The sequence below is a fragment of the Parasalinivibrio latis genome (assembly GCF_036825535.1).
Lineage (GTDB): Bacteria > Pseudomonadota > Gammaproteobacteria > Enterobacterales > Vibrionaceae > Parasalinivibrio > Parasalinivibrio latis.
On the sequence record NZ_CP098812.1, the window covers coordinates 1,812,714 to 1,834,253 of the forward strand.

The 21,540-nt window shown below is 47.1% G+C and carries 14 protein-coding genes; 11 read left to right on the plus strand and 3 right to left on the minus strand.

The features are described from left to right. Positions 1 to 9 precede the first annotated feature (9 nt). Positions 10 to 1,182 (minus strand): nicotinate phosphoribosyltransferase, encoded by a 1,173-nt coding sequence (pncB, locus tag NF212_RS08605; RefSeq protein ID WP_434360677.1) that lies wholly within the window; start codon positions 1,180 to 1,182, stop codon positions 10 to 12. 358 nt (positions 1,183 to 1,540) lie between these two features. Here pncB and pepN point away from each other — a divergent pair, with 358 nt between their 5' ends. The 10 genes from pepN to rmf all read left to right on the plus strand — a co-directional run bounded on the left by pepN (position 1,541) and on the right by rmf (position 18,418). After that, complete coding sequence (gene pepN, locus NF212_RS08610; RefSeq protein ID WP_434360679.1) at positions 1,541 to 4,150, plus strand: aminopeptidase N; 2,610 nt, start codon at positions 1,541 to 1,543, stop codon at positions 4,148 to 4,150. A gap of 66 nt (positions 4,151 to 4,216) precedes the next feature. Beyond that, a complete protein-coding gene (locus tag NF212_RS08615) occupies positions 4,217 to 4,438 on the plus strand; it encodes a DUF2835 domain-containing protein (protein WP_434360681.1) in 222 nt (73 codons plus the stop codon). A 155-nt stretch (positions 4,439 to 4,593) separates the two neighbouring features. Further along, the gene (locus tag NF212_RS08620; RefSeq protein ID WP_434360683.1) at positions 4,594 to 9,405 is read left to right on the plus strand and encodes an NAD-glutamate dehydrogenase; all 4,812 of its coding nucleotides are present in this window, start codon (positions 4,594 to 4,596) and stop codon (positions 9,403 to 9,405) included. A 59-nt stretch (positions 9,406 to 9,464) separates the two neighbouring features. Beyond that, entirely contained in the window at positions 9,465 to 10,475 is a 1,011-nt protein-coding gene (gene pyrD, locus NF212_RS08625) for a quinone-dependent dihydroorotate dehydrogenase (RefSeq protein WP_434360685.1), read from the plus strand. A gap of 178 nt (positions 10,476 to 10,653) precedes the next feature. Further along, positions 10,654 to 11,199, plus strand: coding sequence for a cell division protein ZapC (locus NF212_RS08630; RefSeq protein ID WP_434360687.1), 546 nt, complete (start codon positions 10,654 to 10,656; stop codon positions 11,197 to 11,199). Positions 11,200 to 11,894: 695 nt separating this feature from the next. Continuing rightward, complete coding sequence (gene rlmKL / locus NF212_RS08635; protein ID WP_434360689.1) at positions 11,895 to 14,015, plus strand: bifunctional 23S rRNA (guanine(2069)-N(7))-methyltransferase RlmK/23S rRNA (guanine(2445)-N(2))-methyltransferase RlmL; 2,121 nt, start codon at positions 11,895 to 11,897, stop codon at positions 14,013 to 14,015. Beyond that, positions 14,015 to 14,278, plus strand: coding sequence for a glutaredoxin family protein (locus NF212_RS08640; protein WP_434360691.1), 264 nt, complete (start codon positions 14,015 to 14,017; stop codon positions 14,276 to 14,278). Before rlmKL ends, NF212_RS08640 begins: the two co-directional genes overlap by 1 nt. Beyond that, positions 14,256 to 16,178 (plus strand): ABC transporter ATP-binding protein, encoded by a 1,923-nt coding sequence (locus NF212_RS08645; protein ID WP_434360693.1) that lies wholly within the window; start codon positions 14,256 to 14,258, stop codon positions 16,176 to 16,178. Before NF212_RS08640 ends, NF212_RS08645 begins: the two co-directional genes overlap by 23 nt. After that, positions 16,178 to 18,091: a DUF3466 family protein gene (locus tag NF212_RS08650; protein WP_434360695.1), complete on the plus strand. Its 1,914-nt coding sequence runs from the start codon at positions 16,178 to 16,180 to the stop codon at positions 18,089 to 18,091. Before NF212_RS08645 ends, NF212_RS08650 begins: the two co-directional genes overlap by 1 nt. 156 nt (positions 18,092 to 18,247) lie before the next feature. Beyond that, positions 18,248 to 18,418 carry a ribosome modulation factor gene (gene rmf / locus NF212_RS08655; RefSeq protein ID WP_082392153.1) on the plus strand — a complete coding sequence of 57 codons (171 nt, stop codon included), beginning with the start codon at positions 18,248 to 18,250 and terminating at the stop codon, positions 18,416 to 18,418. A 215-nt stretch (positions 18,419 to 18,633) separates the two neighbouring features. Here the strand turns inward: rmf and fabA are convergent, their stop codons facing one another. Continuing rightward, the gene (gene fabA / locus NF212_RS08660) at positions 18,634 to 19,152 is read right to left on the minus strand and encodes a bifunctional 3-hydroxydecanoyl-ACP dehydratase/trans-2-decenoyl-ACP isomerase (RefSeq protein WP_054672674.1); all 519 of its coding nucleotides are present in this window, start codon (positions 19,150 to 19,152) and stop codon (positions 18,634 to 18,636) included. 62 nt (positions 19,153 to 19,214) lie between these two features. Beyond that, on the minus strand, positions 19,215 to 20,873 hold the full coding sequence (locus NF212_RS08665) for an AAA family ATPase (protein ID WP_434360698.1): 1,659 nt from the start codon (positions 20,871 to 20,873) through the stop codon (positions 19,215 to 19,217). Positions 20,874 to 21,086: 213 nt separating this feature from the next. On the opposite strand from NF212_RS08665, the gene matP reads away from it, so the two are divergent. After that, a complete protein-coding gene (gene matP / locus NF212_RS08670) occupies positions 21,087 to 21,536 on the plus strand; it encodes a macrodomain Ter protein MatP (protein WP_434360700.1) in 450 nt (149 codons plus the stop codon). Positions 21,537 to 21,540 lie beyond the last annotated feature (4 nt).

The following is a 21,540-nucleotide window of genomic DNA, read 5'->3' on the forward strand; positions in this document are numbered from 1 at the left end:
GTTGCTCAGTTAAGCGATGTTGAATGCCTGGCGTAACTCGGACAGGTATTGTTCATCTCGACAGATCGACTTATCTGGCTCATCTGAAATTTTGGCTACAGGCTTACCGTTGCAGCTTACCAACTTCAGAACAATATTCAGCGTCTTTACATCCGGCAAATTGCATGTAAGTTGGGTGCCAATACCGAATGAAGTATTAACTCTGCCATTAAAATGGTTATAAATAGTTGCTGCTTTTTCCAGTGTCAGGCTGTCAGAAAATACCAATATCTTCTCCATTGGGTTGATGCCCTGAGATTGGTAATGTTCTATTGCTCTTTCACCCCACGAGATAGGATCGCCGCTGTCATGGCGAAGCCCAGAAAAAGTTTCGCTCAGGTGGGTACCAAAGTCGCGGAGAAATGCATCCATGTTGATGCAGTCTGTAAGTGCGATACCCAATTTGTCAGGGTAGGCCTGAAGCCAGCGGTTTAGCGCAAGGAGTTGTGAATCTGCAAGATCACCACTTAGCTGTTGATGGGCCTGGAACCATTCATGCGCTTGGGTTCCAAAAGGTTGCAGCCCGAACTCCTTTGCAAGCTCAAGATTGGAGGTACCAATGAAGTGGGGGAAGTGCTTGCGAAGATGATCGACAATGGCCCAGTGAACTTCTTTAGAAAAACGCCGACGGGTACCGAAGTCGATTACCGAAAACTGGTTGAGATCGTTGCCGGTAGCAAAAAGCTTTTCAATCTTATATTGAAGTCGCTCAACCGCTTGAGAAGCCGTGCTAAACGGATAAGAGTGGTGACAACGTAACTCACAAATAATCGCTAAAAGCGGTACTTCCCACAGGATGACATCACGCCAAAGACCCGCAATCCGGATTGCGAGCTGACCGTCCTGCTCTTTAATTTCGACCTGGCTGGCATCAAGGTGGAAAGTTTGTAGCCAATCCAGGTAATCTTGCTGATATAACCCCAGACTGGAAAGATACGCGAGCTCTTCCGGACTGAACGTCAGCTCAGCCATCATTGCAACCTGTTCCTTCAGGGCGGGGATCAAATAACGTAGATCTTCGCTACTGCGACAATGGAACTCCGCTTCAACAGGAACCTCTGGATACAGATGGAAAACAGCCTGTTGCATGTTTAACTTATAAACATCTGTATCCAACAGAGAAGTAATGATTGGGGTTGTCATGCCCGGTTTACGCCCCTAAATGTGATATAACACTGAAACTAGCCCGCAATCATACCGTAAATTCAGGCAAATTTAACTAGCCAACAGCACTCTTACAGGCAGTTTGTATGCCATTTGTTGTTTTACAACAGCAATGCTGACTGATTATTCACCACCTGTTTAGAATGGTGTTAAAACCGTTTCCGATATGTTGCCGCAAACCAAGAAAAAATTTTGCTTTCTATGCTTAAGAGATGGATATTAACTGTTAACCGAGTTGAAAATGGCGTATTTGCCCAAATCTATTACGTTAAGCTTTTGCGACTAAAGCACAGAAATAAAATGTCCGTAAGCCTTCCCGTTTTAAAAGGATACAACAATGAGTCATCAACCTTCTGCTAAGTACCGCGCAGACTACACATCTCCTGATTTTACTATTACCCATATTGATCTCGATTTTATTCTCGACGATACACAAACAGTCGTTACGGCAGTCAGCCGGGTAATCAAGCAAAACCAAGATGCAACTACCCTGGTGCTTGATGGGGAAGACCTAAAACTTGTTTCACTTCAGATCGATGGCAGTGAGTGGGGTGATTACTCTACTACCGAAAATTCTCTTACCATCAACAATGTTCCCGAGTCATTCACTCTCACCGTAAAAACAGAGATCAACCCAGCGGGCAATACCAAACTTGAAGGTTTGTACAAGTCAGGGGATGCGTTCTGTACTCAATGCGAAGCGGAGGGTTTCCGTCGTATAACGTTCTACCTCGACCGCCCTGATGTACTGGCAAAATTCACCACGCGGGTTGAAGCTGATAAAGGGGCATTCCCTTATTTGCTAAGCAATGGCAACCGGGTTGAATCCGGTGATTTGGACTCAGGCCGCCATTGGGTGAAATGGGAAGATCCGCATGCGAAGCCTTCTTACCTGTTTGCACTGGTCGCTGGTGACTTCGATGTGCTGCGCGACAACTTTGTCACTGTATCCGGGCGTAATGTGGAGCTGGAAATTTTTGTAGACAAGGGAAATCTGGACAGAGCACCCCACGCAATGACGTCCCTCAAAAATGCGATGAAGTGGGACGAGGAGCGTTTCGGTCTGGAATATGACCTTGATATCTACATGATTGTTGCCGTGGATTTCTTCAACATGGGGGCAATGGAGAACAAAGGGCTTAATGTTTTCAACTCCAAGTTTGTATTGGCAAACGACAAGACAGCGACAGACAACGACTACCTGGGAATCGAGTCTGTCATTGGTCATGAGTATTTCCACAACTGGACGGGGAATCGGGTTACCTGCCGTGACTGGTTCCAGCTGAGCCTGAAAGAAGGCTTGACCGTGTTCCGTGACCAGGAATTTTCTTCGGACTTGGGTTCTCGCGCGGTTAACCGGATCAATAATGTACGCATCATTCGCGGCCCTCAGTTTGCCGAAGATGAAAGTCCAATGGCTCACCCAATTCGTCCGGAAAAAGTCATTGAGATGAATAACTTTTACACCCTGACTGTCTATGAGAAGGGGAGTGAAGTTATTCGTATGATGCACACACTGCTTGGAGAAGAGAATTTTCAGGCGGGTATGCGTCTCTACTTTGAACGACATGATGGCACGGCTGCCACCTGTGATGATTTCGTTCTGGCGATGGAAGATGCGTCAGGTATTGACCTTTCCCTGTTCCGCCGTTGGTACAGTCAATCCGGTACACCGGTAGTGAGCGTTAAAGCTGAATACAACAGCGAAGAAAAAACCTTTGCGTTGACACTGAGACAGGACACACCGGCGACTTCCGATCAGAAAGAGAAACAGCCACTTCACATTCCTGTGGACGTGGAATTGTACGATAACACCGGAAAAGTTATTGAGTTACAGTGTAACGGAAAGGTGATTTCTAATGTACTGAGCCTGAAGGAAACAGAGCAGACGTTTGTATTCGAAAATGTGGCGACCAAGCCTTATTTGTCTCTGTTGCGTGAATTCTCGGCACCAGTGAAACTCCACTACGACGCAAGTGATGAAGAACTTCAATTTTTGATGGTACATGCCCGTAACGAGTTTGCCCGGTGGGATGCTGGCCAAATGTTGCTGGCGAAACACATCAAAGCGAATGTTTTGAAAGTTCAAAGCGGGGAAGCGTTGAATATTCCCGAGTCTTTGATTGATGCGTTCCGTGGTGTGTTACTGGACAAAGAAATCGATCCGGCATTGGTTGCAGAAGTCCTGACGTTGCCAAGTGAGAATGAAATTGGCGGTTGGTTCGAAGTGGTTGATGTTGATGCCATCAATTCTGTTCGCAGTGCTATCAAACAGCGTTTTGCCCAGGAAATGAAAGATGAGTTTTCTGCGCTGTACCAAGCGCTAAAACAAGCTGAGTATTCCATTGAACACTCATCTATTGGTAAACGCACTCTGCGCAACCTGTGTCTGAATTACCTGGCTGGCACAGAACAGGGTAATGAGTTGGTCGAAGCACAATATACACATGCAGACAACATGACAGATACTGTTGCCGCAATGACTGCAGCCAATACCTCGGAGTTGAATTGCCGTGAGGCGCTGATGAAAGATTTCAGCGGCAAATGGGAGAAGGATGGCCTGGTGATGGACAAATGGTTCATCCTGCAGGGTACCAATCCGGCAGCAAATGCTCTGGAAAACATCCGGGTACAGATGTCACATCCGGCATTTGATATCAAAAACCCAAACCGTACCCGCAGTCTTGTTGGCTCTTTCTGCAACAACAACCCTGTTCATTTTCATGCAAAGGATGGCTCGGGATACAAGTTCCTGGCTGAAGTACTGACGGAATTAAACACGTCAAACCCTCAGGTTGCTTCACGCCTTATCGACCCATTGCTCAAGTTCCGGCGATTTGACGTTGCCCGACAGGGCATGATGCGAGCTGAACTGGAAAAACTCTCTGTTCTTGATAATCTTGCAAAAGATCTCTTTGAGAAAATTGACAAAGCATTGAATGCATAATTTGCCACACAATTTTGATAGAGAAATTAAAAGGAAAGGCTGCTGAAAGGCAGCCTTTTATAAATAATGAAGCAGTACTATTTCCGTATATCAGTTAGCTATTCGGATTATCAGAATTATTATTCTGGTCACGCATCGAGTGTATTAGTTACGACAGATGAGGGGCTGAGAATTCAATTACCCGCATCGCATTTTCGCCCCTATTTGACTTACTCGGGTATCCGGGGCCGATTCAGACTAATTACTGATAATTACAACAAGTTTCAGAGCCTTGAACTGATTACCTAAACTCATACCACTGTCACATAATTAAATTTCCACTCTCCGTAGAAGAAAATTCCAGTAACGCAAAAGTGTAGTTTGTCACTACAATGTTAATGCGTTGCTGCGCAAATTCGCCTCTATACTCAAAGTGATAAATAAAAACTACGGAGTTCCTCACCATGACCGTGCGTGACCCTATCATCCCGGTGCTTTTGGAAAAAGTTTATGAGTTGATCAAAGGAAAGATTGACAAGGTTCAACAACCCGTTGTCGAAACGCTTGCAAAAAGGATTTTAGAGCAAATATCCGACGAAGATTTATTAGCACGCAACGAATCAGATTTATATGGTGCCGTTCTAAGTCTTTGGCATTTATTAAACCAACACGATCAGGAAGAAATTGTCGTTAAGGTTTATAACCCAACTCTGGCTGGAAACGGTTGGCAATCTACCCATACGATTGTTGAAATTCTCACGCCCGACTGCGCATTCCTCGTTGATTCTGTCCGTATGGCGCTGAAGCGTCTGGACGTTACCAGTCATTTAATGCTGAGTGGTCCTCACAAAGTTCTAAAAGACAACAAGAATATCATTACTGACATAGGCGGGGAGAACGGTAAACTTCAGACGCTGTTCCATATTGAAGTGGACAGAATGTCTGATCGTAAAGAGATGACGCGCCTGGAAGATGAAATCCGTGGATCGCTTAAGGACGTCAAACTTGTCACTGATGACTGGCAGGTTATGCGTGAGCGTATGATTAGCGTTTCCAAGGAGTTGAAAAAAGCCAAGGTACCAATGGAAAAATCCCGGAAGGATGAAGCTGTTGAATTCCTTAACTGGGTTTCTGAAAACAACTTTACATTCCTTGGTTACCAGAAATTTGACCTTGTTGCTATCGAGGGTGATTTTGAACTCCGGCCTACCAAAGGGCAGGGGTTGGGACTTGCATCCAAAGACAAACATGGCCCGGTACTTCTTTCCAGTTTACCTGAGTCCGCCCGGATTGAAGCGCGTAAACAGGAGCTTTTGGTTCTCACAAAAAGCAACAGCAAATCCCGGGTTCACCGTCCGGCCTATGTTGACTATATAGGCGTTAAAGTATTTGATGATGATGGGCAGGTTATCGGTGAGCACAGGTTTACCGGCCTTTATGCCTCTTCTGCATACAACCAAATTACCAGCCAGATCCCTTTGCTTCGCAACAAGGTACGCCGCATTCTGGAAATGAGCGGTTACTATGACGGTTCCCATTCATGGAAAGCCCTGGCCAACATTATCGAAAATTACCCACGTGATGAACTGTTCCAGGCAAATGAGTATGAGATGCTCAATGTGGGGATGGGGATCGTCCGCTCCCAGGACAGGGATGTTGTAAGGCTGTTTGTTCGCCGCGATCCGTTTGGCCGGTTTTTCTCCTGCATGGTCTTTGTTCCCAGGGAACGCTACAACACCGAACTCCGCCGTCAGACTCAAAGGATCCTTAAACAACATTTTGGGTCTGAGCAGGAAGTAGAATTTAACACCTTCTTTTCTGAAAGCCCGCTGGCAAGAACGCATTATATTGTCCGCGTAGATAACAATAATTTCGATGTAGATGTGAAAAAGATCGAGCAGGATCTTTCTGAGGCGGCATCGACCTGGGATGATCGCCTTCAAGAAGCGGTGATAGCAAACTTCGGCGAGAACAAAGGAACTCCCATTGCAAAACGCTATCAAAATGCGTTCCCCAGAGCCTACAAAGATGCCACTTTGCCAGGATCCGCCGTTGCAGATATCGAGCGTCTTGAAAGACTGAGTGACACTAAAAAGCTTGATATGCTGTTCTACCGACCGCAGGAAGAATCCGCTGATTCAAAAGTGGTAAAGCTCAAGCTGTTCAAAAAAGACGAGCCTATCCACCTTTCTGATGTGATGCCAATGCTGGAAAACCTGGGTTTGAGGGTTATTGGTGAATCCCCGTATGAGATCCTGACCGTACAAGGCAGCGTGTATTGGATCCTCGATTTCTCAATGTTGCACAGCTCCAGCCAAGGCTTTGACCTGGCGCAAGCCCGTGAATTGTTCCAGGATGCATTCGCCTCAATTTGGGAAGGTGAGCTGGAAAATGACGGATTTAACCGGCTTGTTTTGGGTGCATGTTTAAGTGGGCGAGAAGTCACCATCCTGAGAAGCTATGCGCGTTACATGCGTCAGGTTGGCTTCCCATTCAGTCAGGCTTATATCGAAGAAACTGTTAACAGTTACCCCCATCTTGCCAAGATGCTGGTGGAACTGTTTGTAGTCCGCTTTGATCCGTCACAGAAGTTCTCCCAAACCAAGCTGAATGGCGTGATCAACGATATTAATTCAGCTCTGGATGAAGTTGAGAGTCTGGACGATGACCGTATCGTTCGCCGTTACCTTGAAATGATCCAGGCTACATTGCGGACGAATTTCTACCAGAGAGATGAACAAGGCAACCCAAAACACTACCTTTCACTAAAACTGCAACCAACAGAGATCCCTGAGATCCCGCAACCTGTTCCAGCGTATGAAATTTTTGTTTATGCGCCGGATGTTGAAGGTGTTCACCTTCGAGGGGGCAAGGTTGCCCGGGGTGGGCTACGCTGGTCTGACCGTCAGGAAGACTTCCGCACTGAAATCCTTGGGCTGGTGAAAGCACAGCAGGTTAAGAACACTGTTATCGTCCCGGTAGGTGCCAAAGGGGGCTTTGTTTGTAAGAAACAGCATTCCCTGAGCGGACGTGATGAAATTTTTGCCGAAGGCCAGCGTTGTTACCAGATGTTCATTCGTGGTCTTCTTGACGTATCGGACAACATCAAGGAAGGCAAAGTTGTCCCACCGGTGAATGTTGTTCGTCATGATGAGGATGACCCTTACCTGGTTGTAGCCGCAGATAAAGGGACTGCCACCTTCTCTGATCTGGCGAACTCGGTTTCTGCTGAATATGATTTCTGGCTTGGTGATGCGTTTGCATCTGGTGGTTCAAATGGGTACGACCACAAGAAGATGGGAATCACTGCCCGTGGTGCATGGGAATCAGTAAAACGTCACTTCCGGGAAATAGGAATCGATTGCCAGAACACCGACTTCACTTGTGTGGCAATTGGAGACATGGCCGGGGATGTATTTGGCAATGGTATGCTGCTGTCGAAGCATATTCGCCTGCAGGCCGCTTTTAATCACCTTCATATATTCATCGATCCAAATCCTGATTCAGCCAAGTCATGGGTTGAAAGGGATCGTTTGTTTAAACTGCCTCGCTCAAGCTGGGAAGACTATAACGCCAAGTTGATTTCCAAAGGTGGAGGTATTTTCTCCCGTAAAGCCAAATCCATTAGCCTTACACCGGAAATCCAGAAAATGCTGGGTACCCGGACAAAAACGATGGCTCCGAACGACTTGATCAAGACGATCCTGAAAATGAATGTGGATCTGCTTTGGAACGGCGGTATCGGTACCTATGTGAAATCATCCAGTGAGAGCCATGCCGATGTCGGTGACCGTGCAAATGATGGATTACGCATTAATGGTGGCGAACTTGGGGCCAAGATCGTCGGGGAGGGGGGCAACCTTGGACTGACACAGCTCGGCCGTATGGAGTTTGCCATGAATGGCGGCAGGGTTAACACCGACTTTACCGATAACGTAGGTGGCGTTGACTGTTCGGACAATGAAGTCAATATCAAGATCCTGCTCAACAGCCTGGTTGCCAATGGTGACCTCACGATGAAGAAGCGCAACGAACTTCTGGTGAAGATGGAAGATGAAGTGTCGGATATTGTGCTTGATGACGCATATTGCCAGAGTGAGTCGATATCTGTCACGCAAAGCCAGCAGGTTGCCCTGTTAAAAGAACAGATCCGCTTTATCCATTACCTTGAGAAAGAGGGGAAACTGGATCGCGCCCTGGAATACCTGCCGGATGATGACACCTTGTATGAAAGACAGCGCACCGGTTATGGTTTGACAAGGCCTGAACTTGCGGTGCTGGTTGCTTACGGCAAGATGGTACTTAAGGAGCAGTTGGTAACAGATGCGATTTCCAATGACCCGTTCTTTGGAAAGATGCTACCGGCTTACTTCCCACAAGAGTTACAACGTAACTATCGTAAGGAGATGGAAGACCACCCTCTGAGGTCTGAGATAATCGCGACTTGCCTGGCGAATCAGATGTCGAATGAGATGGGCTTTAATTTCACAACACGAATGCACGATGAAACCGGTGAAAGTGTTGCTGAGATTGCTGCTGCCTATGCCATTGCCCGGGAAATCTTTGAGTTTGGAAAGATCTTTGACGAAGTGAGGGCTCTGGACAACAAGGTACCTGCCGGGGTGCAATACAATATCTTGTTCAGTTCCCGTAGGATGCTGCGCCGGACCACTCGGTGGATCTTGCGGAACATACCGAAAGGGCACTCTATTGAAGAGCAGGTTGATTTCTTCCGTCCGGCAATCAATAACATGCTCAGCAATATAGAAACCTATCTTGAGCCGGTAGAAGTTCAGGAGCATGAAGAACAGGCGAAAGCACTGGTGGATCAGGGCGTACCTAAGTCTCTTGCTAACAACGTGTGCCAGTTGACCAGCCTTTATTCTGCGCTGGATTTGGCTCAGGTTTCCCAGGAACTTGGAAAGTCCTTTGAACTAGTAACCCGTCTCTACTTTGTGGTGGGAGATTCGCTGCAACTGCACTGGTTCTTGCAGCAAATTAACAACCAGTCAGTGGAGAACCATTGGCAGGCACTCGCACGAGCATCTTTCCGTGAAGACCTGGATTGGCAACAACGCCAAATTACAGCAAGGATCCTTAGGGGGATGGATGACAAAGACAGTGCTGAAGCCGGTTTTGAAAACTGGGTGGCTGAACACCATGTTCCGGTTCGCCGTTGGGACAGCATCATTGCTGAATTCAAAGTGGGTTCAACCCATGAATTTGCGAAATTCTCTGTGGCACTAAGAGAATTATCGATGTTGAATTTGAATTAATCCCAATTTAAGAAGATAATGACGCCCCGTTTATACGGGGCTTTTTTATTGGAGGTTCAATGTTATACCGCCTCGCCAGAACGGCAATCTTCCGCTTGGATGCTGAAGAAGCACATGACTTAGCAATCAAAAATCTATCCCGCTTTACCGGCACTCCTCTCGATCTTTTCTACCGTCAATCTTTACCTCCTCGTCCAGTGAAAGTGATGGGTATTCACTTTAAGAACCCTGTTGGCCTTGCTGCCGGCCTGGACAAAAACGGTGAATGTATCGATGCGTTTGGTGCGATGGGTTTTGGATTTGTAGAGGTGGGTACAGTAACCCCTCGTGCCCAGTCCGGAAACGACAAACCACGCCTTTTCCGCGTTATTCCTGCTGAGGGCATTATCAACCGCATGGGTTTCAACAACCTGGGTGTTGATGTGTTGGTAGAGAACGTGAAAAAAGCAAAATACGACGGCGTTATCGGAATCAATATCGGCAAAAACAAAGATACACCGATAGAGAAGGGCAAAGATGATTACCTTATTTGCATGGACAAGGTATATCAGCATGCAGGTTATATCGCAGCCAATATTTCATCGCCAAATACGCCGGGACTTCGTTCGCTTCAATATGGCGAAGCATTGGATGATTTGTTGGGTGCATTGAAATCACGTCAGGCTGAACTTGCTGAAAAATACAGCAAGTATGTTCCTCTGGCATTGAAGATCGCACCGGATATGTCTGACGACGAACTTGTCCAGGTGGCCGATGCACTGGTACGCCATAAGGTCGATGGGGTGATTGCGACCAACACCACACTGGACCGCAGTATGGTTGAGGGCTTACCTCATGCCAACGAAGCCGGTGGACTGAGTGGTCGTCCTTTGCAAAACCGCAGCACTGAAGTTATTCGCCGCCTCCACGAAGAACTGGGTGGTGCTTTGCCAATCATTGGCGTGGGCGGAATCGATTCAGCGATGGCAGCCCGTGAAAAGATGATGGCCGGTGCAGAGTTGGTGCAGGTATACAGCGGATTTATTTATCATGGTCCACATCTGGTCAAGGATATTGTGACCAACATTTAATGCTGTAAATTGAAACTATGTTAGTGAGAAAGGGGAGATTTCTTTCCCCTTTTTCTTTTTAAGCAACCTATCTACACTTCCCGTTAAATGTCCTTGTCGTCCATTTTTGCAAATCGTCAGCCTCGAGACGGAGACTGTCTCAAATCATTGTCTGAACGAACGTGTGCAGGAGTGCAGCATGTTAAAACCTAACAACTCATGGAAGTGGTATTTCGATGACAGCTGTCAGAGTTTAATGCTCGACCTGGGACACGATATGGTTTTCCGCGTTCAGATGCCTGCAAAAGATCTGGTTCCTGATGCGTATATCAGCAATTCATTTACTGTTGACGATGCATCACTGTACCAAACGTTCAATGAAGCGGTGCGCTATCTTCCTCTATCTGGTCCCAGGAAAGCAGAATTAGCTCTCAATGCTGTGGCCGCTTATCGCTACCATAAGCCTATTCTTCCTAAAAGCTGGTTTTTTGAGGCGCTGTCAGAGGGTTATGAACCCGAGATGGGGGAGTTGGTGATGCTGCAAACTAAATTTGGTGCTGCACCTTTTTTATTGGTTGAGAATGCAGGCAGTGCTTCCCTGTGTATGTATGCCGGCGAATCAGTTTTTCAACTGGATGGACGTAAGAATTTGGAATTCTGCCAACCGATAAAAGTGATGAACGATCGGGTAGCCGTTGTTTCGGCACAAATGCTCGCAGACCCATCGTATGCAATGGTGGGGTAAACAGGGTTCTTTAGTGCTTCATTTTAGTCAATTTCCCTTCTCAAATTTAAGATAGCGGCAACCTGTTGCCGCATTTTTTTGTCTGTTCAATAAGAATATCCTGTCTTAGATTCTTTCCACCTTCTCAATATTTCTGCGTGATTTAGATCAATAAACTCTCTTTATTGTTTCCAAATTTAGTATCTCAATTGGCTTTCCCTCCCTGTAAATCGCGACACAAATCGACAGTGAACTCGCGTTACATCCACGCAAATTTCCTGTTTTAAAAGGGTGGACACATATCTGGTATATACCAAAAGATAGGTGAATACCCATTCAAAATGGCTAGAGCAGATCATCTTTTGCTTGTGGATAAGTTTGCGCTCACTTCCTCTCTAACGCCTAAAATTAGTGATGATTAATGTGTGTTTTTAAGTGGCAGCCCTTGTTTATAAGGAGTCAAAGGCTGTGATGTTATATGTTTCTTGTGGGAAACACTGACTCTAGCCTGTGAATATCTATCCTTGGGGGATTTGCGTCTGCTGTTTGTGCTGTGGAAGGAAAGTTGACTGTGACTGTTGATGAGATTTCAACCTGCCAGATTGTCTGGCCAGGAAATAACGGTCAACAAAAAGGGAAATCTCGTTGGTTTACAGTGGGAGATAACGGAGGTTTTCCGGTATAATCGCCCGCATTATTGTCACACGTGAATTCTCATGAAGCATTTTCTTGCAATTACCTCCCGCGGTTTAGAAAACCTTGTCGCTGAAGAGCTCCAGGAGTTGGGCGCTTCCAACATTAAAACCATCCACGCCGGGGTCGCTTTCCGGGCTGACATGGCAACAGCCTATCGCTGTTGTTTGTGGAGCCGCTTCGCTTCTCGCATCATTCTGGTGCTCAGTGAATTCAATGTTATGGATGACATGGATCTCTACCTTGGTGCATCAGCCCTCAAATGGGGCGAGTATATGGCACCGGGATGCCGTATGGTGGTGGACTTCAATGGTACGAACCGTGAAATTCGCAACAGCCAGTACGGTGCACTGAAGGTCAAAGACGCTATCGTCGACCAATTTACCAAAGCCGGTAAGGCTCGCCCTTCAATCGACAAAGATGCACCGGACGTGCGTGTACATGCCCGTTTGTATAAGGAAAAAATGTGGCTGGGTCTGGATATGGTAGGGAGTGGCCTGCACATTCGCGGCTACCGTACTGAAGCTGGACAGGCACCTTTGCGTGAGACTCATGCAGCTGCGCTGGTTGCAAAATCAGGTTGGGACAAGAAAACGCCTCTCATGGATCCAATGTGTGGTTCGGGTACCATCGTGATTGAAGCTGCAATGATGGCAGCCGATATTGCACCAGGTATTAACCGTAAAAAGTGGGCTTTTGAAAACCTTCTGAATTTTGACCACGCGGCCTGGATGGAAATCAAGGCGGAAGCGCAGGTAAAAGCAAAGCGTGGGGCCAATAAAAATGAAGTGCCTCTTATCGGCCAGGATGTCAGCAGTCGCGTTATTGAAGTAGCCCGTGCAAACGCAAAGCGTGCCGGTGTATCTTCAATGGTACGGTTCGAGATTGGTGATGCTGCGCGTGTTACCAAACCCGAGGGTACAGAAACGGTTCATGTTGTATGTAACCCTCCATATGGTGAGCGTCTGGGTTCTGAACCAGGTCTTATTGCGCTGTACGGTGAGTTTGGTAACCAGCTGAAGCGTGAATTCAAGGGCTGTACTGCGTCAATCTATTCGGGCTCCGATGAACTTCTCAGCTGCCTGCGTATGCGTGCAGAGCGCCAGTTTAAACTGCGCAACGGTGCGCTGGACTGCGTATTGAAAACCTACCAGATCACAGCACGTGGTGAGGAAGGCAAGCAGACCGTGGCAGAGGTGGCACCGGATTTTGCCAACCGTCTGCGCAAGAACCTTAAAAAACTCGAAAAGTGGGCTGCGCAGGAAGGCATCGACTGCTATCGCATGTATGATGCAGACCTCCCGGATTACAACGCTGCCGTAGATCGCTACGCTGACCATGTTGTTATCCAGGAGTACGCCGCGCCTAAATCCATTCCTGAAGAAACAGCCCGTCGCCGTCTGTTTGACATGATCCGCGCTGTGGTGAATGTAACAGGTGTCCATACCAACAATGTGGTACTGAAAACCCGCCAGAAGCAAAAGGGCACCCAGCAGTATGAAAAGCTGGCAGAGAACCGTCGTTTCATGTGGGTGAAAGAGTATAACGTTGAGCTTCAGGTTAACCTTCACGATTATCTGGATACCGGCGTCTTCCTGGATCACCGTAATACCCGCCGTAAACTTGGTCAGATGGCCAAGGGCAAGGACTTCCTTAACCTGTTTGCTTACACCGGCTCTGCGACTGTCCACGCCGCTGTAGGTGGTGCTAAATCAACCACGACGGTTGATATGTCCAAGACATACCTGGCCTGGGCTGAGCGAAATATGAAGCACAACGGGCAGGGCGGTCGCCAGCACCGTTTTGAACATGCTGACTGCCTGAAGTGGCTTGAAACCACCAAAACCCAATACGATCTGATCTTTATCGATCCACCAACGTTCTCTAATTCGAAGCGAATGGAAGACACGTTTGACGTACAGCGTGACCACGTGAAGCTGATGACGCATCTTTCACGTATCCTCCGTGCTGAGGGAGAGATTGTATTCTCCAACAACAAGCGTGGTTTCAAGATGGATCACGAAGCGTTGGCTGAGTTGGGGCTCCAGGCTAAAGACATTACAGCGCAATCCATTCCTCTGGACTTTGCCCGTAACAAACAAATTCACAATTGTTGGATCGTGACACGTAAACAGGGGGAATAATGGCTCTGGTTCTCTACAGCACGGAAGGCTGTCACTTGTGTGAGAATGCATGGGAGCTCTGTCAGCAGGCGAGTATTGCCGATAGGGTGCGCATCGAGGACATTGCTTTTGACGACAAACTGGTGGCGCGTTACGGCGTCACCATCCCTGTACTTTCCCTTCAGGATCCTTCAGGAGAAGTGGCCGCTGAACTTGGGTGGCCCTTTGATTTAACGGATTTAAATTCTTGGTTATCTCTTCATGGCGTTAATTCGAATATCTAATGCAAAGCTCGCCTATGGCGACAATCCACTGCTCGACAATGCAGAGTTCATTCTGCATGCCAATGAGCGAGTGTGTCTTGTAGGCCGTAACGGTGCGGGTAAATCCACCCTGATGAAAGTGCTTAATGGCACGGTTCAACTTGATGATGGTACCTTTACAAAACAGCAGGGGCTGAAAGTTTCCCGTCTGGAACAGGATCCGCCCCGGGATGAAGAAGGTACTGTTTTTGACTACGTTTCTGAAGGCCTCGCAGATGTCGGTGCGCAGCTGAAAGCCTATCACCAGTTGCTGGTGGATATTGAAACAGATGCAAGCGAAAGCAACATTAAAAAACTGGCTAAGTTGCAGGAAAACCTGGAACTGGCGGGTGCATGGCGTTTCGACAACCAGATTAAAGTGGTTCTTGGTGCGCTGGGGTTAAACGGGGAGAGCTTTCTTAAGGATTTGTCCGGTGGCTGGCAGCGAAAGGCTGCTCTTGCCCGTGCGCTTGTTTGTGAGCCCGATGTGTTGCTGCTTGATGAGCCAACCAACCATCTGGACGTTGCAACCATTGTTTGGTTGGAAAACTTCCTTAAAGATTATAAGGGCTCTATCGTATTTATCTCACACGACCGTGCTTTCATTCGCAGTATGGCAACCCGTATTGTGGATCTTGACCGGGGTCAGTTGCTTTCTTTCCCTGGTGATTACGATAAATACCTGGAAGGGAAAGAAGAATCACTGCGTGTAGAGGCGGAGCAAAACGCAGAGTTTGATAAAAAATTGGCTCAGGAAGAAGCCTGGATTCGTCAGGGTATCAAAGCACGCCGTACCCGCAATGAAGGCCGAGTGAGGGCTCTGAAACAACTCCGACGTGAACGTTCAGATCGCATTGAGTTACAGGGTAACGCGAAAATGCAGCTCGATGAGGCCGTTCGTTCAGGGAAAATCGTATTTGAAGCAGAAGACCTTGATTACGCGTGGGAGAATAAAGCCATAGTGAAAGGGTTTGGCTTTAATATCATGCGTGGTGATCGTATTGCGCTGGTGGGTCCGAATGGCTGTGGTAAAAGTACGGTCCTGAAGATGCTGCTGGGTGATCTGCTGCCCCAAGCCGGCAAGCTCCATTGCGGTACCAAACTCGAAGTCGCCTATTTCGACCAATACCGTGAGCAGCTGGATCCAGAAAAAACGGTTATGGATAACCTGGCTGAAGGTAAGACTGAAGTCAGTGTAGGAGGACGACAGCGTCATGTGTTGGGATATCTCCAGGACTTTCTGTTCCATCCGAGACGAGCCCGTACTCCGGTAAAAGCGCTTTCCGGTGGTGAAAAGAACCGCTTGCTGCTTGCTCGCCTGTTCCTGAAACCTGCCAACCTGCTGGTACTGGACGAACCAACGAACGATTTAGATATTGAAACGTTGGAACTTTTGGAAGAATTGCTTGCCAATTATCAGGGTACCTTGCTTCTTGTCAGCCACGATCGTCAGTTTGTGGACAACACCGCAACTGAGTGTTGGGTATTTGAAGGCGAGGGGGAGATTGGCAAGTACGTAGGTGGCTATCATGACGCCATGGCTCAACGGGAAAACTTCCTGTCTGCTACCAAATCTGCAGAACCGGCCAAAAAAGCACCTGCAGAAACAGCTTCTGACGCTGATAAAAAGCGACAGGGCGCAAAGAAAAGCAATAAATTGAGTTATAAGTTGCAGCGTGAACTGGATTCACTGCCACAACTTATTGAAGAATTGGAAACCAAAATCGAAGAACTTCAGGCTTCAATCAACGATCCTTCGTTCTTTCAGCAATCCCCTGAGGAAACCACTCCTAAATTAGAGGCGTTGGCAAAGGCAGAGTCCGAGCTGGAAACCGCATTCGAACGATGGGAAGAATTAGAAGCACTGCAAAAGGATAATTGATGCATTACCCAAAACTTAAAAAATCGGCGTTGATGGTAGGTATGGCCCTGATGGGAGCGTATGCCAATACGGCGATGGCATCTGCTTTTTATCAGGTTCAGGAAATTAGTGTGGCTGACGCGACTTCTATTGAAGGCGCGGCTATTCAGCAGAAATCTGAAGGATCCTGTTACACCGCAGATTCTGGAGATACATGTGACGCTCGTTCTTATAGTGCTGGCGCAAATGCTACAAACGGTTCTGTAGGCGCTCCTTTCTATCAAGAACAACCGTTCCTGGATTACTTCGAAGAAGAAACCTACTACAACAATTACGACGATTTTGAGGATTACTGCGCCGTATTCCTGGGGTATACATCTTCACTATGTGAAAGCTGGGCTAATACTCGTTGGTACGGCAAGGATAACCAGGGCGGTCAGAAAGCGCTGTATGATGCAAGTAATAACAAATCATACGATCCGTCGAGCATTGCGTATGTAAATTCAGTTGTACAAAATCCAGCTTCGGGTTGGGTAAATAATACCGGCGGTACAAAACAACCGTCTACCGCTGATGTGGTGGTGAATTCCATCGATTTAGATGGAAATATTGTCGGCGACAGTTCTTCACTGTTTTTTGAAAAGAACGGTATATGGACGCATGAATCTACTCGGCGTGGTTTCATCAATAACACTCAACTTTTACCTCCTTTACAAACTGCATTAAATGGCACTTCTAACCTGATTTCTCTCGTTGGGCAAACTAGCGCTAAAGATATTGTTTCTTACACAAACAAAACTACAAGTACCAAATACACTTTCGTTGTCGGTTCCGCAACTTTTGCATTGGGTAATATGAACAGTGAGTCACCATTTGGCGGCAACTTTGATGCTTGTGATAACGTGAGTGATGACAGTATTTACTCAAATAAAAGCTGCCAGTATTCACCACTAGCTAACCAGGCCGCATTTTGGCTTGATCCTGCGACAGATAAGAAGGCCAGATTAGTTGATGGGGCTGCTCCAACCCCAGTAGTCGAAGAATTTAATACCGGGCAAGGTTCGTTGCAGTCAGTAGCGTTGAATACTGACAACCAACCGTTAATGGTCGGATACAAGACCAAGCAAATTGGTGATTACCTGTACCCGGAAGCTGTTGCTTATTTACCTACATCTGCAGATATCTCCACTTGTATCACTGCACCGGCTGGTTCCACTTATAATTGCTGGACCCAAAAAGCATTTCCGGTGTCACTGGCAGCGGGTAACTCTGATCGCTACTACAGCTACACGGTTGCCAATGACGTAAACAAAGACGGTTTTGCGGTCGTAAACGCAAAACGTGCAACGTTGGAAAACGGCGCATACCCAGTTCGTATGTTCCTTTGGAATACTGGTACCAATGCGTATTCTGACATCAGTTCAACGGTCAATTCACTGACATTCCCAACTGCCGGTGGCAGTGCAAATGCAATTAACGACGACAAAACGGTTGTTGGGAAGGTCGATTTTGAAAGTGCCCGTGAACGTCAGCGCCGTCAGCGTGGATTTGTTTACTTTGATGGTAATAAGCCAGCGGCAGTTGGATCTCAGTCTGCATGGTTGCTTGACGATCTCACCAACGATGGTGGCCTGGGTGGAAATAACCAGTTCCGGATTATTTCAGCTAATGACATCAACAATGATGGTGTCATAGCAGCAACAGCCCTGAAGTGTGCTGGTGGATATGAATCAACAGCGGTTCTTTCTCCATGTAGTGGCACGGAAACTACGGTTGCTGTGAAGCTGATTCCAAACTCTAGTAAAACGAATACAATCTCAATTATTGCCCGTGATGAAGGAACAGGTATCCCCGTTAAGCGAAAGGGCGCTGGTATTGGCATTTTAGTAATGACAATGCTTGGTCTGATAGGTTTCTCACGCCGCTCCAAATAATCTCTCCTTTGGTACATCCTCACAGTTTTGTCAGGATGTACCTATCTCTTGCTTGATCATTTCGCCATTCTGCTCGAACCTTAAAAGTGCGGTTAATCAAACCGCCATGTTGATGACATAACTCCGTAATACTACTTCTATGGAAGGGGTCGATATATGAAGAGACAGAAGCGAGACCGTTTAGAAAGAGCCCAGTCGAAAGGTTACCATGCTGGAATGAATGGTCGATCTGCTGAAACTTGTCCCTACCAAGGCACGGATGCCCGTGGCTATTGGCTTGGCGGATGGAGAGAGGGCCGCGACAGCCGACTTAATATGATGAAGTAGAGGGGAACTATCCCCCGAAGTAGCCCCAATTCCGGGGCTATTTTTATAACACTCTAATGCACTATAACTAGATGGTTGCTTCTGATTAATGAAAGACTAACCCATGAATAAATACGTCTAGTTAATGTTGTATACAAAAGTTGAAATAAAGGTCTAATTTTCTATAAACGAAAAAACCGGCTCGAAAGCCGGTTTTAAAATAGGGTTTTGATTCTTTAGAACGAAGAGGTGTCCTGGAAGAGGCCTACTTTAAGGTCTTTGGCGACATAGATTTCTTTACCATCTACCAGCACACGACCGTCAGCAACGCCCATAATCAGTTTACGGTTGATAACACGCTTCATCTGAATCTCGTAAGTCACTTTCTTTGCTGTTGGCAGAATCTGGCCAGTAAACTTCACTTCGCCTACGCCAAGGGCACGGCCTTTGCCTTTGCCACCTGACCAACCAAGGAAGAAGCCAACCAACTGCCACATAGCATCGAGGCCCAGACATCCTGGCATTACTGGGTCGCCAGGGAAGTGACAATCAAAGAACCAGAGGTCTGGTTTAACGTCAAGCTCAGCGACAATGAAGCCTTTATCAAAGTCACCACCTTCGTTTGTGATCTTTGCAATGCGATCCAGCATCAGCATATTTGGCGCTGGGAGCTGTGGGCCATCTTCGCCGAAAAGTTTACCTTGGCTGGAAAGAATCAGATCTTCGTATTCGTATGATTGACGTTTCATCAACATGCATAAGCTCCTTATTGCGATGCCCGCAGATTAGCTTACACATGTACGCTAAACAAATCGGATCAGTTCTGGACAAACCAGTTTTTGAGACGTGAGAACAGGCCACATTCATCATGCTGGTGGAGCTGGTCGATCCGGTCCGCAATCTTATCCAGTACTGTTTCTGTTTCTTCATCTCCACCGAAGGGAAGACCGGTTAACAGCTCTACAGCATCATTGACATCTGACACATGCCAGATGTGAAATTTTCCTTGTTTAACGGCTTCGATGACGTCTTTGTTCAGGCAGAGATTGCTGAGATTGCTCTCTGGCAGAATAACACCTTGCTCCCCAGTTAGACCTCGGTGGGCACAGATACGATAAAACCCTTCGATTTTTTCATTCACGCCGCCTACAGCTTGTACCCGGCCAAATTGGTCAACAGCACCGGTTACCGCTATACGTTGGTAGATTGGCACGTTGGAAAGTGCACTAACAAGGGCACACAACTCGGCAAGAGATGCACTGTCGCCGTCGACTTCACAGTAAGATTGCTCAAATACAATGGAAGCAGAATAAGGCAGAGGCTGGTCAAGGTTTAAGGCTGCACTGACGAAAGCCTGCATGATCATCATGCCTTTGGCATGGATGTTACCGCCAAGCTCAGCTTTGCGTTCTACATCATTGATATCGCCGTCACCAAAATGGATAACGCAGGAGATACGAGCCGGTTCGCCGTATGCCATAGGGTGGCCTGGCATTTCGATGACAGTCAGGCCGTTCACCTGACCAATCTGTTCGCCTTCAGTATCTATGAAGACCTGCCCGTGGAAAATGTCTTCAACAGCGCGCTCTGGAAGGTACGATTCACGGAACAAGCGGGCAGTGCGGGCCGCCTCGACATGTTGCTCAGTGATAAAACCTTCACCTATTGCTTCATAGTTTGCTTCTGCGAGCAGTTGCTTTGTCCACATAGGGCAAAGCCAGACACGATTCTGGTCTTCCGCATAACGCGCACCGGCACGCATAAAGCTGTAGAGGGCTTCCTGACTGAGTTGTGACTCAGTGATTTGATTCTGATACCACTTTACTGAACCAATAAAGGGAAGAAGGTTGTCTTCAGTGATTTTCATATCCTGTTCGAATTCAGAATACAGACATAGGCCACTGAACAGGTCAGGCTCTACAGACTCGAAATCAGAAATTAACCCGCGATCACCGACTAGGATCAGCTTAACCTGCATTGTTTCGGGGTTTGGCAGGGAAGTGAACCTTCGTTCGTCAGCATTTCTCCAAGGGAGAGACTGGTTCAATAGCAGGGATTTCAGCGTTGGCCAGCAGGCAAATTGGGAAAGAAGTGAAGACAAGGACACGATTAGAACGCCATTTTGCGCTTCATGCACCAACCCTTTCACTGTCTGTGACGTTGTCACAGATTCCTTTTCAGGATAAACTGCACCGAATAGTGTCAACGGCGTAAAGTTATCGGCAATCACAACCGGCATATCTGGGTGAAGCTGAGTGACGGCGTCACTTATTAGCTGATAATAATTGTTGTTATCCGGAGCAGTGACAAGCATCGCGCCGGCACCCGATGGCGTGGACAACAAACGTTTAACACCGTCTGTCAGGCGCGGTTGCAACATCAGTGGATGTGCAGTTTCAATACCTGCAAATTCAGCGTTTAACGTTTCAAACTGGGTGTAGTCCGGCAGCAGATTCTGCCAATTCACTTTCTGCATAAAAACAATGTCATTCATCGGTTCGAGGCCGGCAAGTATAAAACATTCCGGTGATAGACAGTAGGAGAAAGGCGGTCATGACCCAAATTCCTAAAAACTCGATCGAAATTCAGTTTTATTCTAGGCAATAGAAACGGTTAAGGATTATACTACTGTTACGGCGTCACAGTGTTGCCAAACCTTTCACCAATTTAAGGACTGCGTGCAAACAATATGAAATATCAGCAGCTTGAAAATCTCGAATGTGGCTGGAAATGGACTTACCTGGTAAAGAAATGGAAAGATGGTGAGGCCATTACCCGCTATATCGATACCAGCGAGGCAGAAGCGGCAGTAAAAGATCTTCTGGCGCTGGAGCACGAGCCAACCAAGGTTCTTAAGTGGATTGATTCACATATGGCCCCGGCTCTGGACATTAAATTGAAGCAAGCAATCCGTGCGAAGCGGAAGCGACACTTTAACGCGGAACAGACTCACACCCGTAAGAAGTCCATTGATCTTGATTACCGGGTCTGGGAAAAGTTGTCTACGAAAGCCCAGGAATTGGATGCAACGCTGTCTGACACTATTGAAATCCTTTTAAGCGAAGCAAACCGTTCTAATAAAGCCGATGAGAAAGTCAGCGAACTCAAACGTGATTTAAGCCAGCTTTTAGACCTGTGATTTA